Consider the following 15,671-nt stretch of genomic DNA (forward strand, 5'->3'; position numbering starts at 1 on the left):
TAAGCTGTTGGTAATTATTGAAAATACTGGATTTTTAGTTTGCGGCCTGAAGCCGCGAGGAACTTTTTTGCAGCAAACAAGCAGTTTATATTGCGATGCAATATCCGAGATTGCTGCAGAATTTTGTGCAGCAAAACAGGGTCGGATGTAGCCAAAAACAGGTGTTTGCCTTTTCCCCGCCAGCCGGACAAATAGGCCATGCACCCGAGAGACCAGACCATCTTCGCGCTGTCGTCCGGCCGTCCACCCAGCGCGATCGCTCTGGTGCGCGTCTCGGGCCCGCAAGCCAGGCGCGTGCTGACGTCGCTTGCAGGCAAGCTGCCGGCGCCACGGCAAGCGAGCCGCCGGCTGCTTCATGACGCCGCGGGTCAACCGATCGACGATGCGGTCGTGCTCTGGTTTCCAGGCCCTGCCAGCGCCACCGGGGAGGACGTCGCCGAATTCCACGTCCATGGCGGCCGCGCGGTGCTCGCCACGCTCTTCAATACAATTTCGATAATTCCGAATACACGCGCGGCCGAGCCCGGCGAGTTCACGCGGCGCGCGTTCGAGAACGGCAAGCTGGATCTCACCGAAGCCGAGGGCCTCGACGATCTCATCCATGCCGACACCGACCGTCAGCGTCGCCAGGCGCTGCGCCAGTTGCAGGGCTTGCTGGGTCACCGCGCGCGTGACTGGCGCGAGCGTATCATCGAAGCGTCGGCACTGATCGAGGCCGGAATCGATTTTTCCGATGAAGGCGATGTGCCCGCGGAATTGCTGGCGCCGGCGGTCGACGCGATCAAAACGCTGCACGACGAAATTACAAAAGTCCTCGCGGCACAGGGACATTCTGAACGACTGCGCGACGGACTGGTGGTCGCGATCGCAGGCGAGCCGAATGTCGGCAAGTCGACGCTGATGAACCAGCTCGCCCGCCGCGAGGTCGCAATCGTCTCGCCGCACGCCGGCACCACGCGCGACGTGATCGAGGTGCAGCTCGATCTCGACGGCTACCCCGTCACGATGATCGACACCGCCGGCATTCGTGAGACCGATGATCCCGTCGAGCAGGAAGGCGTGCGCCGCGCGCGGGCCCGGGCCGACGACGCTGACCTGGTGCTGTGGCTGGTTGAGGGAGAGCGCGCCGCCGATCCCGACGCGGTGCGGTTGCTTCGGAAGTCCGGAGAGGGCGATCGTCCGGAAGGACCGGTCTGGATTGTCCGCAACAAGATCGATCTCGGCGCCGCCGGGCCGCGCGGCGAATTCGCAATCTCGGCAAGCCGCGGCGATGGCATTGCCGAGTTGGTCGATGCCCTCGTTAAATTCGCCTCCGATTTCTTTGAGACCACCGAGGGTGCGTTGGTGACCCGCGCCCGCCAGCGGGATCTGTTGAGCCAGGCCTTGAACAGCTTGCGCCGGAGTCTGGAGCTTGTAGAAGAGGGCGAGGAGCTGGCCGCCGAAGAGTTGCGTGCGGCCGCCCATGCCTTGGGCCGGCTGCTCGGCCGAGTGGACGTCGAGGACGTGCTCGGGGCCATCTTCCAGAAATTCTGTATCGGAAAGTAGTGCTAGTTCTTCAATGTAGAACTAGCGATTGTTCCATTGCTTGTGTTTCACGTGAAACGAGGAGTGGGCTGGTTCCGGATTGTTTCACGTGAAACGTCCCCCGTTATTGCGAGGAGTTCTCGGGATGAAGCAATCCAGGATCTCTCCGCGGGGCAGTCTGGATTGCTTCGCTTCGCTCGCAATGACGGAGCGCAGAGCGGCCACTTGGAACTCTTCTCCGTCCCCCACGAGGTGGCCCATTTGTTTCACGTGAAACAGCGGCTGCGACGTTGCATGTCTTACTGTGCATGGGGTTGTTTTCGCGAAATTGCTCGGGCCTTCGGACGCACCTGTTTCACGTGAAACACCCCGCCTCGCCCAGTTTCCACTTCCGGCTTTTCCCCCGCTGAGCTAGAAGTCCGCCCATGCGACAGGAGCGAGAGAGTTTCGACGTCATCGTCATTGGCGGCGGCCACGCCGGCTGTGAGGCCGCGGCTGCGGCTGCCCGGATCGGTGCGGTGACCGCTCTGGTGACGCATCGTTTCTCGACGATCGGCGCGATGTCCTGCAATCCCGCCATCGGTGGTCTCGGCAAGGGCCATCTGGTCCGCGAAGTCGATGCCCTCGATGGTCTGATGGGTCGGGTCGGCGATGCCGGTGGCATCCAGTTTCGGGTGCTGAACCGCCGCAAGGGTCCTGCCGTCCGGGGTCCACGGGCCCAGGCCGACCGAAAACTCTATGCCGCAGCGATGCAGGCCGCCATCCGGGCGACCGCAGGCCTGTCCGTCGTCGAGGGCGAGGCCGACGAGCTGATCGTGGTTGATGGCCGCGTCACGGGACTGCGTCTGGCTGACGGCCGGGAGCTCCGGGCAGGGGCCGTCGTGGTCACGACAGGCACCTTTCTGCGCGGTCTGATCCATCTCGGTGAGAAGAATTGGCCGGCAGGCCGGGTCGGTGAGGCGCCGGCGATGGGTCTTTCGACATCCTTTGAGCGCGCCGGTTTCACTCTCGGACGTCTCAAGACCGGGACTCCGCCTCGTCTGGACGGTTCGACAATCGACTGGTCCGGCGTCGAGATGCAGCCCGGAGACGAACCGCCGGAGCCGTTCTCGGTGATGACCGAGCGGATCACGACGCCGCAGATTCAATGCGGTATCACCCGGACGACCTCGGCCACCCATGAGGTGATCCGAGCCAATGTCCATCGCTCCCCGATGTACTCCGGCCAGATCAAAAGCTCCGGTCCGCGCTATTGCCCGTCGATCGAGGACAAGATCGTCCGCTTCGGTGACCGCGATGGTCATCAAATCTTCCTGGAGCCGGAGGGGCTCGACGATACGACGGTCTACCCCAACGGCATCTCGACCTCGCTGCCAGAGGAGGTCCAGCTCGCGATCCTCGCAAGCATCCCCGGCCTTGAGCGGGTGAAGATGGTCCGTCCAGGCTACGCTATCGAATACGATCACATCGATCCCCGCGAGCTGGATCCGACCCTGCAGACCAAGCGCCTGCGTGGTCTGTTCCTGGCCGGGCAGATCAACGGCACCACGGGATACGAGGAAGCCGCAGGCCAGGGCATCGTCGCCGGTCTCAATGCGGCACTCGCCGCCAGCGGCGCCGCGCTGACCGTGTTCGACCGTGCAGACGGCTATCTCGGCGTGATGATCGACGACCTCGTTACCCGAGGGATCACCGAGCCCTATCGCATGTTCACCTCGCGGGCCGAGTACCGGCTGACCTTGCGGGCCGACAATGCCGATCAACGTCTGACCGAGAAGGGGATCGCGCTGGGCTGTGTCGGCAGTGCCCGGATCCGGCATCATCGGGCCAAGATGGACGCCCTGAACGCCGCCAAGATTCTCTCGAAGTCCCTGACCATCACCCCGAACGAGGCGATCAAGCACGGGCTGTCCCTCAACCGGGACGGTCAGCGCCGCTCGGCGTTTGAGCTGATGGCCTATCCCGAGATCGGCTGGAGCCAGGTCCGTGCGATCTGGCCGGAGCTGTCCGCCATCGATCCCGTTATCGCCACCCACCTCGAGATCGACGCCAAGTACGATGTCTATCTGGAGCGCCAAAGCGCCGACGTCGAAGCCTTCCGGCGCGACGAGGGCATGGTGCTATCGGACGTCGACTACAGCCAGGTCCCCGGTCTCTCCAATGAAGTGCGCGCCAAGCTGGAGAAGGCGCGACCGTTCACGGTGGGCCAGGCCGGCCGGATCGACGGCATGACGCCGGCGGCACTCGGCATCCTCGCGGCCTATCTTCGCCGCGAAGCGCGCAAGACATCCAAGGCAATCGCATAGGCGTTTCACGTGAAACAGCGCGGACCGGGCGGCGACAGACCGCTAACGCGACGAACCGGAGCAGGTGAGGGCACCGCCCGTCGATCCGACCCAGCACCAGCCAAACCGAAGATCGACAAGGCCAGCGCCAATGATCAGGCGCTCGACTCCATTATCGCCGCAGACAAGCGCGCGGCGCTGAAGCTCGCGCCCGTTTCACATGAAACGGAAGCGCGGCTCGACCGCTACATCGCGCTGCTTCGGGAGTGGCAGGCCAAGACCAATCTGGTCGCGCCCTCGACCTTGCCGCATCTCTGGACCCGGCACATCGCCGATTCTCTTCAGCTCGTCGATCTCGCGCGATCAGCAAAACGCTGGGCCGACCTCGGCAGCGGCGGTGGATTTCCTGGTGTCGTCCTGGCCTGCGCCATGGCCGGGACGCCGGACGCGAAGGTCCATCTCGTCGAGCGAATCGCCAAGAAGGCCGCCTTTTTGCGCGAAGCTGTTCGCGTCACTACATCTCCGGGAGTCGTACATCTCGCTGAGATCGGGGATAATGTGGATAGAATCACTGGCCCCGTCGATTGCGTCACCGCACGCGCGCTGGCTCCGCTACATCAACTCATCGGCTTTGCGGAGCCGCTGATGCGCCAGGGCGCAAAGGCGTTATTTCTCAAGGGTCAAGATGTAGAGGCTGAATTGACCGAAGCCGCTAAATATTGGAATATTCAGCCGCAACTCCACCGAAGCCGGACGGGTAACGGTTGGATCGTCGAGCTGACTTCAGTTGAACGGCGCGGGTGAGGCGCTGAGGGGTTGAGTTGGGGAATTTCGATGACCGTGATTGACGAGCCGCAGCAAGACCAGGGCGCCCAAGAAGCTGACCAAGAAGCTGACCGAGAAAAAGCTGAAGTGCCCCATGGTCACCCGCGCATCCTGGCGCTAGCGAATCAAAAGGGTGGCGTGGGAAAAACAACCACAGCGATCAACCTTGGCACCGCGCTCGCTGCGATTGGCGAGCGCGTCCTGATCGTCGACCTCGATCCGCAGGGCAACGCCTCGACCGGGCTCGGCATCGACCGCCGCAACCGCTCCTGCTCGACCTACGACGTGCTGATCGGCGAGGCTCCTTTGCGTGAGGCCGTTGTCTCGACTGCGGTGCCGCGGCTGCACATCGCGCCCTCGACCATGGATCTCTCCGGCCTCGAGCTCGAGCTTGGCACCACGGCCGGCCGTGCCTTCAAGCTGCGCGATGCGATCGCCTCGCTCAACAACAACGTCTCGCCGGATGCCGACTACACCTATGTGCTGATTGACTGCCCGCCTTCGCTCAACCTGCTCACGGTGAATGCGATGGCCGCATCGGACGCGATCCTGGTGCCGCTGCAGTGCGAGTTCTTCGCGCTCGAAGGTCTGTCGCAATTGCTGCAGACGGTGGAGCAGGTGCGCTCGACGCTCAATCCGAACCTGTCGATCCACGGCATCGTGCTGACCATGTTCGACTCGCGCAACAACCTCTCGAACCAGGTCGTCGCCGACGTCCGCCAGTTCATGGGCGAGAAGGTCTACAAGACCATGATCCCGCGTAACGTGCGCATCTCGGAAGCACCGTCCTACGGCAAGCCGGTGCTGGTCTACGATCTCAAATGCGTCGGCAGTGAAGCTTACTTGCGGCTCGCCACCGAAGTGATCCAGCGCGAGCGCGAGCTGCGCGTCACGCATTAGCGGTGCCGTAGCTTGGGTTAGCCGAAGGCGTAACCCACCAATGTCTACCTCCGCGGAAAACAGAAGAGGTGGGTTACGCCTTCGGCTAACCCACCCTACGATTCGAAAATTCAGTTCTGGAGTGCTGCAGCGTGAATCCAAGGGAGCTGGCGATGGCTGACGAAGCGCGTTCGCGACTGGGCCGGGGTCTTGCAAGTCTGATCGGTGACGTCGGCGGCGAGGCCCAGCACGTCGACCGTCCGCGCGCGCAGCGCAAGGTGCCGATCGAATTCATCAAGGCCAATCCGCGCAACCCGCGCCGTACGTTTTCGGACACCGAGCTCAAGGAGCTCTCGGAGTCGATCAAGCAGCACGGCGTGATCCAGCCGATCGTGGTCCGTCCCGTCAAGGGCGCGCAGGATCGCTTCGAGATCATCGCTGGCGAGCGGCGCTGGCGCGCGTCGCAGATGGCGGGTCTGCACGAAGTGCCGATCGTGCCGGTCGACATCAGCGACAGCGATGCGCTGGAATTCGCGATCGTCGAGAACGTACAGCGCGAAGACCTCAATCCGATGGAAGAGGCGCAGGGCTATCACGCGCTCGCCAACGAGTTCAAACGCAGCCAGGAGGACATCGCCAAGGTCGTCGGCAAGAGCCGCAGCCACGTCGCCAACATGATGCGGCTGACCAAGCTGCCGGCCGAAGTGCAAGCCTTCATCGCAACCGGTGAGCTGACCGCCGGTCACGCCCGCGCGCTGATCGGCGTGCCCGATCCGCTCGCTGCCGCCAAGCGGATCGTTGCGGAAGGTCTCAACGTCCGCCAGGCCGAAGCGCTCGCGCACGAAGAGGGCGTACCGGAGCGCAAGCCGCAAAAGCCGCGTGTCACCGGGGCCAAGGAAAAGGACCCTGATACGATCGATCTCGAAAAACGCGTCAGCGACGCGCTCGGCCTCAAGGTCACCGTCAATCACCGCGACCCCGGCGGCTCGGTCCAGATCAACTACCGCAACCTCGATCAGCTCGACGAGGTGATGAAGCGGCTCGCGAAGGGCGGGCTGTAGGCGTCGGTGTCGTCCTGGTGAAAGCCAGCTCTATCCGCTTGTCATTGCGAGCGAAGCGAAGCAATCCAGGATCTTTCCGCGGAAAGACTCTGGATTGCTTCGTCGCGCGAGCTCCTCGCAATGCCTGGTGAGAGTGGAAGCCTATCCCCGCCGCCTTGCATTCACGGCGATCGCCATTAGCGTGCGCTGAGCAATCGCGGCGGCGAGCGTGGATTGCTTGCGGGTGTCGAGCGCGGCCGTTGCAAGCTGTTCGATGATAGCGGCGAGCCGTGCCACGCTGAAATTGCGCAGCGCCGTTTCGACCATGGGCTTTCGTGAAAAATGTAGGCGCGGAAAGCCGCCGTCGAGCACCGCGGAGGCCGGTTGGCCGTCGGCGATGGCGAGCGCGGATTTGTGCAGCCACGCGGCCTGGCGCTGCGCGGCCGAGAGGATCACGCCGGGATAGGTGCCGGCGATCATGGCCTTTGCGAATTCGGTCTCGACGATGTCGGGCCGGCCGGCAAAAGCGCCGTCGACGATCGGATCGAGCTTGAGCTCGGACGCATCCGCGACGACGGACATCACGTCGTCCAGCGTGATCTCGCCCTTGCCGTGGGCGTAGAGCGTGAGCTTGCGCAGCTCGTTGCGTGAGGCCTGCCGGTCACCGCCGAGAAACGACATCAATGCGGCACGGGCATCCTGCGTGATGCGCAAGTTGGCGATGCGGAGCTCGTCGTCCATCAATTTCGCGAGGTCGCGCTCGGTGTCGGGATAGCAACCGATCGCAACGGCGGTCTTGGCTTTTTCGCAGGCCTTGCGCAGCGGCGATTCCGGGCGCAGCTCGCCGGCTTCAATCACGATGCGGCAATCTTTCACCGACATTTCGGCCAGGGTATCGACACCGGCGGCAAAGCTGCGCGAGCCGGCGCGGATGCGAATGGCGCGGCGGCCCCCGAACAAGGGCACGGTCATGGCCTCGTCGACCAGGCGCGACGGCTCGGCGGAGAGCTCGTCACCGTCGAGCTTCACCAGCGAGAAGGGATCATTGGGATCGTCGACGGCGGACGCAATCAGCGCGTCGGCGCGCTCACGCACGAGGCCGGCATCGGGACCATGAAGCAGGATGATCGGGCGACCCGCATCTGGACGTGCGAGGAAGGCATCGACCTCTTTTCCGCGCAACGCGACCATCGGGCCCTCAAGCGGGAAACGAACTACGAGCCTGCGGTGAAAAACGCGGCGAGCCTCGTGTTGATATTCTCGGCAATCTCGTTGGCAGCACGATCCTCTGCGTCGCGTATCGCGCGGTTGCGGGCGAAGCGCTGATACGAGCCGGGCATGTCGTAGGACACGCGCGAGAAGGTCGAGCCGGTCATCACCGACTTGCCGCTCACCACCTCGATCAAATTGTACTGGCAGTCGATGCCGTAATTCTCACTGGTCGGCAGGCCGGTCAGGGCAGAGACGATCAGCGACGATTTGCTGGTGGTGAAGCGGATATCGAGCCGGTGTGTCGGCGGCATGCCGGTCGCCGAGCCGTAGAGCTTGAAGGCGAGGGCGTTGCGGATCTCGACGCCGACGCGGGCCTCGCGCGAGGCGTTCGCCTTCGAGATCGGCGGCAGATCGACCCCCATCAGCTTCTCACGCAAGCCGGGGGTGCCGTCGGTATGCTCGGCATACATCGGCTGGAAGCAGCCGGCCGTCAGCCCCGCCAGTGTGGCAACCGCCAGCAAGCGGGCTGCGATACGGATCCTAGCCGACAACATTCACGATCCTCTTGGGAACGATGATCACCTTGCGGACGGGTTTGCCGTCCAGCGCCAATTTTACAGCATCAAGCGCCAAAGCGGCAGCCTCGATTTCCGGATTCTGGGCCGCTGTTGCAACCGTGACCTCACCCCGCTTCTTGCCGTTGACCTGGACCACCAGCGTCACGCTGTCTTCAACCAGCAAATCGCGTTCGATTTGCGGCCAATTGGCCTCGGAAACCAGCCCGGATTGGCCCAAAACCTGCCAGCACTCCTCGGCCAGATGCGGCATCATCGGAGAGAACAGCTGGACCAGGATCTGGCTGGCCTCCCGGATCGCCCAGGCCAAATCGGCCGCGGGCTGGCCGGGACGCTGGAGCACCTCCGAGAACGTATTGGTGAATTCGCGGATATGGGCGAGGCAGACGTTGAAATGCAGCCGCTCGACGCCTGATGTGACCTTGTCCAGCGCGCCATGGGCGGCCTTGCGCAGCAGGAGCGCGTCGTCGCCGAAGGACGCCGGGCGGGTTGCCGGAGCAGCCTTGCCGGCCTCCACGGCATCGTTCACCAGCCGCCACAACCGCTGCACGAAGCGCGAAGCGCCCTGGACGCGCTCATCGCTCCAGATCACGTCGCGGTCGGGCGGGGAGTCCGACAGCATGAACCAACGGGCGACGTCGGCGCCATAGGTCGCGATGATGTCGTCGGGGTCGACCGTGTTCTTCTTCGACTTCGACATCTTTTCGATCGGGCCGATCGCGACGTCTTCGCCGGTCGCGAGCAGCGTCGCACGGCGTCCGTTGCCGCCGACCTCGATCTTCACCTCGGCCGGCTGCACCCAGCTGCCGTCGGCCTTCTGGTAGGTCTCGTGCACCACCATGCCCTGCGTGAACATGCCGGCAAACGGCTCATCCAGCGCGAGGTGCCCGGTCGCCTTCATGGCGCGGGTGAAGAAGCGGCTGTAGAGCAGATGCAGGATCGCGTGCTCGACGCCGCCGATATACTGGTCGACCGGCAGCATGCGGTTGGCGACGGTCGGCGTCGTCGGTGCGTTTGCGTTCCAGGGATCGGTGAAGCGCGCGAAATACCAGGACGAATCCACGAAGGTGTCCATGGTGTCGGTCTCGCGCTGCGCCTTGCCGCCGCATGTGGGGCAGGTGACGTGCTTCCAGGTCGGATGATGGTCGAGCGCGTTGCCCGGCTTGTCGAAGCTGACATCCTCCGGCAGCACCACCGGCAACTGGTCGTCCGGCACCGGCACCACGTCGCACTTCGGACAATGGATCACCGGAATCGGGCAGCCCCAATAGCGCTGGCGTGAAATGCCCCAGTCGCGCAGGCGGAAATTGACCTGACGCTCGCCGACAGGCGCATTACCGCGCAGCTCGTTTTCCAGCCGCTTGGCAACCTCTTCCTTGGCTTGCTCGATGGTCATGCCGTCGAGGAAACGCGAATTGATCACGCGGCCGTCACCGTCATAGGCGGTGTCGGTGATGACGAAGGATTTGGGATCCTGGCCCTCGGGACAGACGACCGGCGTATTGCCGAGCGCGTATTTGTTGACGAAGTCGAGGTCGCGCTGGTCATGCGCGGGGCAGCCGAAGATCGCGCCCGTGCCGTATTCCATCAGCACGAAGTTGGCGACATAGACCGGCAGCTTCCAGCTGGGATCGAACGGATGCACCGCGCGGATGCCGGTGTCGAAACCCTGCTTTTCCGCGGTGTCGATGATCGACTGCGCGGTGCCGATCTTCTTGATGTCGGAGATGAACTCCGCAAGAGCAGGGTTCTTGGCCGCGGCCGCCTGCGCCAGCGGATGATCCGCAGAGATCGCCATGAACTTCGCGCCGAACAGCGTGTCGGGGCGCGTGGTGAAAATCTTCAGCTCGCTTTCGCCGGCAGGCGTGGTCGCCGCATCAAGCGCGAAACGGATCAACAGGCCCTCGGACCGGCCGATCCAGTTGCGCTGCATCAGCCTGACCTTGTCGGGCCAGCGGTCGAGCCCATCCAGTGCCGACAGCAATTCCTGCGAGTACTTCGTGATCTTGAAGACCCACTGGCTCATTTCCCGTTGTTCAACAACGGCGCCCGAGCGCCAGCCACGGCCGTCGATCACCTGCTCGTTGGCGAGCACGGTCATGTCGACGGGATCCCAGTTCAGCTTGCGCTTCTCGCGCTCGGCAAGGCCGGCGGCGAGCATGTCCAAAAACATCTTCTGCTGATGCTTGTAGTAGCTGGGGTCGCAGGTCGCGAATTCGCGGCTCCAGTCCAGCGATAGCCCGATCGAGCGGAGCTGCTTCTTCATCGCGGCGATGTTGTCGTAGGTCCAGGCCTTGGGCGCGACCTTGCGCTCGATGGCGGCGTTCTCGGCCGGCAGGCCGAACGCATCCCAGCCCATCGGGTGCAGCACGTTGAACCCCTTGGCGCGCATGAAGCGGGCCAGCACATCGCCGAGCGTGTAGTTGCGGACATGGCCGATATGGATGCGCCCGGAGGGGTAGGGGAACATCTCCAGCACGTAATATTTCGGCCGCGAATCGTCGTTCTTCGAGACGAAGATCGCCTGTTCGTCCCATTTGCGTTGCCAGCGCGGTTCGGCGTCGCGGGCGTTGTAGCGTTCGGAGGTCATGGAATCGTTGCGTTTTCGTGGTTTCGGCGGCCTGAAGAGGCCGGACTAGGCCATAGAAGTCCTCGGGGGGTCAATGGGTTGCCGTGACGAGCGGCCCCTCGCAATGCTGCTCCGCAAAAGTACGGACAAGGGTATTGGGATCGGATTAAGGGGTCGGGTGCGAGGTTGGGCCAACAGCACCCCGCGTCAGGCCATGGCCTCATATTTCGACGATCCCGACTACGACTATGCCGCGTCCATCGCCGGGCGGGCGGTGCGGAGCATGGCAGAGCAGCGGATTCCGCCGACACCGACCAATTTTGCGATCTGGTTCCAGTATTACGCCGGCAGCCATAACGACCTGCGCAACGCCATTGACCTCCTGATCGACCACAACCGTCCCTTCGACAGCAGGACCAACCAAGACCTGTTCGAGACCTATATCGCGCCCCAGGTGAGCGCCGTCGTGGTCGAGACGTCCGAGCGGCTGCAGGCCCTGATGGGTGCGGCAAAGGAATTTCTGGCGACCGCGATCGCCGACAACCATTCCCAGATGCAGGCGATCAATGAGGTTGCCGACCAGGGCAAGGCCGGCGTGGATCCGAAGGCGCTGGTCGCCCAGCTCATGAACGAGCTGGCGCGGGCCGCCACCCGTGCGACGCGGCTCGAAGCCGGCTTTGAGGAAAAGACCCGCGAGCTCGACGTTATCAGGGATTCGCTGACCAAATCCGAACAGCGCGCTTTGACCGATACGCTGACCGGACTGCCCAACCGGCGGGCGCTCGACGAATTCCTGCGCAAGGCGCAAACAATGGCGGATTGGGGCGAGCCGCTCAGCGTGCTGCTGCTCGACATCGACCACTTCAAGACCTTCAACGACAATTTCGGTCACGGCGTCGGCGACCAGGTGCTGCGCCTGATGGCGAAGGTGTTGCGCGAAAAGGTCCGCCCGCAGGATCTGCCGGCGCGGTACGGCGGCGAGGAGCTGATCGCAGTGCTGCCGGATGCCGATCTTGCGGCGTGCACTGATATCGCCGAGCGCATCAGGCGCGCGATCGGCGAGTGCACCATCACGCGCCGTTCGACCGGCGAGGTTCTGCCGACCATCACGGTTTCAATCGGCGTTGCGCAGTATCGGCCCGGCGAACCCACCGCGGATTTGATCGAGCGCTGCGATCGCGCGCTCTATCTCGCCAAGGGCGGCGGCCGCAATCGCGTGGTGACGGAAAACGAGCTCGATCGCGCCGAGGCTGCCGGCTAGCGTTTTCGAGCGAAGCGAACGCCGGTTCGCGCAAGAAAGCGTCAAAACCAGAATCTAGGCGCTCGCCGCAATCATCATGCCCGCTTTGCCTTTCTCGATCGCCTGCACGCCGTGCTCGACGACATTGTTGCGGCCGCGATGTTTGGCGGCGTAGAGCGCAGCGTCAGCGGCTTCGATCAGATCGCCGGGACGCAGGGCCTCGTTCGGCCGCGTCGCCGCAACGCCGATTGAAACGGTGACGATCATGTGGGCCGAGGTAATGTGCGGCAGGCAAAGCTTCAGCACGGCCGCGCGCACCTGTTCGCCGATCGCGACGGCGCGCATCACGTCGGTGTTCGGCAGCAAGAGACAGAATTCCTCGCCGCCATAGCGCGCGGCAAAGCCCATCGTATCGGCCGCGATGCCGGACAGCGACTCGCCGAGGCGCGTCAGGCAGGAATCGCCTTCGAGATGGCCGTAGGTGTCGTTGAACAGCTTGAAATGGTCGACGTCGATCATCAGCAGCGCGAGCTCGCTGCCATATTGCTGCGCGCGCATCCATTCGAAATCGAGCCGGCTCTGGAAGCCGCGGCGGTTGGCGAGCCCCGACAGCATGTCGATCGACGCCATCACCGTGAGGCGATCATTGGTCGCGATCAGCTCGCGTTCGCGCTGGCTGAGCTGCGCCGCCATCGCGTTGAAGGCGCGCGCCAGCGGCACGAATTCGGAGGGCAGGCTCTTGCGCGCGGCGCGGGCCGACAGATCGCCCTCGCCGAGACGCTTGGCCATGTCGGCGAGCATTTCGATCGGCTTGATCACGAGCTTCTCGGCGGCGATCAGCGCACCGAGCAGCACGAACACCACGACGAAAGCGAGCTGGAGATAGGCGGTGCGGATGTCGCGGCTCACTGCGGCGGACACCTTGTCTTCGTCGATGCTGGCGATCAGGCGGGCATTGGTGCCGGCGATGCGGATGAAGCTGACCGCGCGCTGCGAGCCGTCAGCAGCGAGGAAGGACAACGAGCCTTCGTCCTGGTCGGAGCGCAAGGCAAGATCGGCGATCGCCGACATCAGCGGCATGTCGTCGAGGGGCCGTCCGACCACGCTGTGCTGGTCGGCGGGTGCGGCCAGCACGGTGCCGGTGCTGTCGACCAGCACCGCGGTGATGCCGACGCGGCCACCAAGATTGTTCATCACCTTCGACATCCAGTCGAGATTGACGGTTGCCAGCACGACGGCGTCGGCGACGCCGCTGAACGCGGAGACCGGATAGACCGCCATGACGGTCGGTGCCTGCACGGGACGCGACAGGATGAAGTCGGACAGCACGAACCGGCCGGTCTCCTGCGCCTGCTGGAAATAAGGTCGGTCGGAGAGGTCGAGACCGACATACATGTTGTTGGTCGCACACTGGATGCGGCCATCCCGGCCGGCGATCAGGAGTGTGCGAATCCAGGGCAGGCTCGTCGGCAGGCTCGCGCGCAGCACATCGCAACTCTTGCTGACGCCGCCGGCGGAGGCGCGGATGAAGGCTTCCGATTTCAGGATGGTCTCGACCGACGAGATCACCTCGCGCTGCGCATCGGCGCTGTGCCGTGCGACGGTGGTGAATTCGGCGGTGGCCTGGGCGATCTGCTTGGTGCGGGTATCTTCCAGCGAGCGGATCCGCTCGAGCATCAGGGGCGCGACCAGAATCACCGCGAGCAATGCAAGCCGGGCCCTGATGCCGAGGACCTGCTTGAGTTTTGCGCGCTTGCGGTTGAAACTGACGTTTGCCATCTTCGTTACCCACCCCGCGCGCAAGGTAAAGCGAAGGGTTCAAAAACCCTTGCTTGAACTCGGTAAAATTGGAACTACCTCCGTTAAGGTCACGGCCCAACCGACATCATGACAGACAACGACGCCGCGCCGGTAACCGGCGATTCATCAAATGCGCTGGCCGCGGTCGAGGCGGAGATTGTGCGCGCCTGCAAGGATGCGCGGCGCGATCGCGCCTCCGTGACGCTGATCGCGGTGTCGAAGACGTTCTCGGCGGATGCGATCATGCCTGTTATCGGCGCCGGACAGCGCGTGTTCGGAGAGAATCGCGTGCAGGAGGCCAAGGGCAAGTGGCCGGCGTTAACGTCTGCTTACCCTGATATCGCGCTGCATCTCATCGGACCGCTGCAATCCAACAAGGCGAAAGAGGCGGTCGCGCTGTTCGATGCGATCCATTCGGTCGACCGTCCGAGCATTTGCCAAGCGTTAGCCAAAGAAATCGAATCCCAGAACAAGCACCCGCAACTCTTCGTCCAGATCAATGTCGGCGAGGAGCCGCAGAAGGCCGGCGTCGCGCCCGGCGAGGCCGACGCCTTCCTCAAGAGCTGCCGCGACACCTATGGCCTGACGATATCAGGCCTGATGTGCATTCCGCCGGTGGATGAGCCGCCCGCGGCGCATTTCGCGCTGACCGCCAAGATCGCCGCGCGCAATGGACTTACGAACCTGTCGATGGGCATGAGCGCGGATTATGCGACCGCCATCATGCTGGGCGCCACGCATGTGCGCGTGGGGAGTGCGATCTTCGGGCATCGGTGATTTGCCGTTTGCAACGGCCGTGCCCGGCAAAGGCTCTCGATTTCGTCGTTGCGAGCGTAGCGAAGCAATCCAGGATCTTTCCACGGAGAGACTCTGGATTGCTTCGCTACGCTCGCAATGACGCGTGGAGAGAGTTTCGCTCGCCACGACGACGGTGATTACACGAACCTCACCGACACCTTCCCCAGTGCACCAAAGTCCGCCGCAAAGAGATCGCCGGCCTGAATCGGCAGCGGCGGATGGCAGGTGCCTGTCGTCACCACCTGCCCTGCCCGCAAGGTGATGCCGAGCTCGCGCAGCTCATTCGCGAGCCAGGTCAGCGCCATCAGGGGATCGCCGAGCACATTCTTGCCGTGACCGATATAGCGCTCGCCGCGCACCGTGATCACGGGCCGCTCCTCGATGAGATCGATCGCGCGCCAATTCGCAGTCGTTGCCGGCCCCAGCACGAACAGATGCGCGCAGGCATTGTCGGCGATCAGCTGCGCTTCGCCGGCGCTGGTGAAATCGGTGAAGCGTGAATCCGGAATCTCGATGGCGGGGTGCAAGGTGTCGACGGCGGCAAGGACTTCATCGACGCCAAAGGGCGAAGACCGCGGTGCCAGGTTGCGTCCCATGCGGAAGCAGAATTCCGGCTCGCCGACGCGCATCGCGTTACCTTTCATCGAGGCGGTGCCGCCGTCGGCGATGACGGTGTCGCTCATGATGCGACCGGCCAGCGGTCCTGAGACATTGATGTGCTTCTGCCCGGCTTCGCTCGTGGCCGCGATCTTCCAGCCGAACAAATTTCCGAGCGATTGATTTTCGAGAGCGGCCTGCACCACGTAACCGTCAGCGCGGCTCCGCGGTCGTAACTGCGCCTCAAGTGCGTCGAATTTGCTGCCGTCGCGCCAATGTTGAACGAGAACTCGCGAAGCCGCGACGATCTGATCCTTGTCGAGCATG

Annotated in this window: 12 protein-coding genes; 7 read left to right on the forward strand and 5 right to left on the reverse strand. The window is 63.7% G+C overall.

The features are described 5' to 3' along the window. Positions 1-198 precede the first annotated feature (198 nt). The 5 genes from mnmE to L6639_RS09135 all read left to right on the forward strand — a co-directional run bounded on the left by mnmE (position 199) and on the right by L6639_RS09135 (position 6,574). Positions 199-1,545 (forward strand): tRNA uridine-5-carboxymethylaminomethyl(34) synthesis GTPase MnmE, encoded by a 1,347-nt coding sequence (gene mnmE, locus L6639_RS09115; RefSeq protein ID WP_237860933.1) that lies wholly within the window; start codon positions 199-201, stop codon positions 1,543-1,545. Positions 1,546-1,949: 404 nt separating this feature from the next. Beyond that, entirely contained in the window at positions 1,950-3,830 is a 1,881-nt protein-coding gene (gene mnmG / locus L6639_RS09120) for a tRNA uridine-5-carboxymethylaminomethyl(34) synthesis enzyme MnmG (RefSeq protein WP_237860936.1), read from the forward strand. A gap of 9 nt (positions 3,831-3,839) precedes the next feature. After that, positions 3,840-4,613, forward strand: a complete 774-nt coding sequence (gene rsmG / locus L6639_RS09125; RefSeq protein ID WP_377803037.1) for a 16S rRNA (guanine(527)-N(7))-methyltransferase RsmG — start codon at positions 3,840-3,842, stop codon at positions 4,611-4,613. Between the two features lie 108 nt (positions 4,614-4,721). Continuing rightward, entirely contained in the window at positions 4,722-5,534 is an 813-nt protein-coding gene (locus L6639_RS09130) for a ParA family protein (protein WP_271607817.1), read from the forward strand. Positions 5,535-5,686: 152 nt separating this feature from the next. Continuing rightward, positions 5,687-6,574, forward strand: a complete 888-nt coding sequence (locus tag L6639_RS09135; RefSeq protein WP_237860940.1) for a ParB/RepB/Spo0J family partition protein — start codon at positions 5,687-5,689, stop codon at positions 6,572-6,574. A 141-nt stretch (positions 6,575-6,715) separates the two neighbouring features. Here the strand turns inward: L6639_RS09135 and holA are convergent, their stop codons facing one another. Genes holA through leuS form a run of 3 tightly spaced genes read right to left on the reverse strand, consistent with a single transcriptional unit; the run spans position 6,716 to position 10,930 of the window. Further along, on the reverse strand, positions 6,716-7,744 hold the full coding sequence (gene holA, locus L6639_RS09140) for a DNA polymerase III subunit delta (RefSeq protein ID WP_237860942.1): 1,029 nt from the start codon (positions 7,742-7,744) through the stop codon (positions 6,716-6,718). Positions 7,745-7,767: 23 nt separating this feature from the next. Next, the gene (locus L6639_RS09145) at positions 7,768-8,319 is read right to left on the reverse strand and encodes an LPS assembly lipoprotein LptE (protein ID WP_237860944.1); all 552 of its coding nucleotides are present in this window, start codon (positions 8,317-8,319) and stop codon (positions 7,768-7,770) included. Beyond that, positions 8,306-10,930, reverse strand: coding sequence for a leucine--tRNA ligase (gene leuS, locus L6639_RS09150; protein ID WP_237860946.1), 2,625 nt, complete (start codon positions 10,928-10,930; stop codon positions 8,306-8,308). The genes L6639_RS09145 and leuS overlap by 14 nt, the downstream gene beginning before the upstream one ends. 262 nt (positions 10,931-11,192) lie before the next feature. Between leuS and L6639_RS09155 the strand changes: the two genes are divergently transcribed. Continuing rightward, a complete protein-coding gene (locus tag L6639_RS09155) occupies positions 11,193-12,170 on the forward strand; it encodes a GGDEF domain-containing protein (protein WP_237861312.1) in 978 nt (325 codons plus the stop codon). Between the two features lie 54 nt (positions 12,171-12,224). On the opposite strand, the gene L6639_RS09160 is transcribed toward L6639_RS09155, so the two are convergent. Beyond that, complete coding sequence (locus tag L6639_RS09160) at positions 12,225-13,928, reverse strand: sensor domain-containing diguanylate cyclase (protein WP_237860948.1); 1,704 nt, start codon at positions 13,926-13,928, stop codon at positions 12,225-12,227. A 108-nt stretch (positions 13,929-14,036) separates the two neighbouring features. Between L6639_RS09160 and L6639_RS09165 the strand changes: the two genes are divergently transcribed. Beyond that, complete coding sequence (locus tag L6639_RS09165; RefSeq protein ID WP_237860950.1) at positions 14,037-14,726, forward strand: YggS family pyridoxal phosphate-dependent enzyme; 690 nt, start codon at positions 14,037-14,039, stop codon at positions 14,724-14,726. A gap of 158 nt (positions 14,727-14,884) precedes the next feature. On the opposite strand, the gene L6639_RS09170 is transcribed toward L6639_RS09165, so the two are convergent. Further along, a complete protein-coding gene (locus L6639_RS09170) occupies positions 14,885-15,670 on the reverse strand; it encodes a 2-keto-4-pentenoate hydratase (protein ID WP_237860953.1) in 786 nt (261 codons plus the stop codon). Between the last annotated feature and the right edge of the window lies 1 nt (position 15,671).

It is taken from the genome of Bradyrhizobium zhengyangense, assembly GCF_022012555.1.
Lineage (GTDB): Bacteria > Pseudomonadota > Alphaproteobacteria > Rhizobiales > Xanthobacteraceae > Bradyrhizobium > Bradyrhizobium zhengyangense.

Excerpts from the sequence above, each read along its gene's own strand:
- mnmE (WP_237860933.1), top strand. The coding sequence starts at position 199 with ATGCACCCGAGAGACCAGACCATCTTCGCGCTGTCGTCCGGCCGTCCA.
- mnmG (WP_237860936.1), top strand. The coding sequence starts at position 1,950 with ATGCGACAGGAGCGAGAGAGTTTCGACGTCATCGTCATTGGCGGCGGC.
- L6639_RS09135 (WP_237860940.1), top strand. The coding sequence starts at position 5,687 with ATGGCTGACGAAGCGCGTTCGCGACTGGGCCGGGGTCTTGCAAGTCTG.
- holA (WP_237860942.1), bottom strand. The coding sequence starts at position 7,744 with ATGGTCGCGTTGCGCGGAAAAGAGGTCGATGCCTTCCTCGCACGTCCA.
- L6639_RS09145 (WP_237860944.1), bottom strand. The coding sequence starts at position 8,319 with ATGTTGTCGGCTAGGATCCGTATCGCAGCCCGCTTGCTGGCGGTTGCC.
- leuS (WP_237860946.1), bottom strand. The coding sequence starts at position 10,930 with ATGACCTCCGAACGCTACAACGCCCGCGACGCCGAACCGCGCTGGCAA.
- L6639_RS09155 (WP_237861312.1), top strand. The coding sequence starts at position 11,193 with ATGGCAGAGCAGCGGATTCCGCCGACACCGACCAATTTTGCGATCTGG.
- L6639_RS09160 (WP_237860948.1), bottom strand. The coding sequence starts at position 13,928 with ATGGCAAACGTCAGTTTCAACCGCAAGCGCGCAAAACTCAAGCAGGTC.
- L6639_RS09165 (WP_237860950.1), top strand. The coding sequence starts at position 14,037 with ATGACAGACAACGACGCCGCGCCGGTAACCGGCGATTCATCAAATGCG.
- L6639_RS09170 (WP_237860953.1), bottom strand. The coding sequence starts at position 15,670 with ATGCTCGACAAGGATCAGATCGTCGCGGCTTCGCGAGTTCTCGTTCAA.